The organism is Chryseobacterium sp. SIMBA_038, from assembly GCF_046535115.1.
Classification (GTDB): Bacteria; Bacteroidota; Bacteroidia; order Flavobacteriales; family Weeksellaceae; genus Chryseobacterium.
This window is the reverse complement of record NZ_JAWRXH010000142.1, coordinates 1-275: the sequence shown is the minus strand read 5'-3', so window position 1 is coordinate 275 and position 275 is coordinate 1. Positions and strand designations below refer to the sequence as shown.

At 61.1% G+C, this 275-nt stretch carries 1 protein-coding gene; it reads right to left on the bottom strand.

All coding sequences use genetic code 11. The features are described from left to right. A partial coding sequence (locus SB689_RS23035) for a hypothetical protein (protein WP_410694386.1) occupies positions 1–275 on the bottom strand: 275 nt, incomplete at both ends.

The following is a 275-nucleotide window of genomic DNA, read 5'->3' as shown; positions in this document are numbered from 1 at the left end:
GGTTCTCGAGGCGATCCAAGACCGACTTAATCGTCTCTTCCTGGCCGTCGGATTCAATCGCCCTGTCCAGTTCGTCCCCCGTGTGAACGCTTAGGACTGCCTCGCGGAATGCGTCGATCGCCTTCTCTTTGGCATTGTCCAGTTCACGCTGGAGCTTCGTCAGAGTCTCGTCGTTTCCGAGACGCGCGAGCGCAACCTCCTTCGCGCGCATCTGACGCGCAACGCGCTCAACTTCCTGGAAGGCCTGCACTGCCCGCTCGTCCGAGCCGACGTAC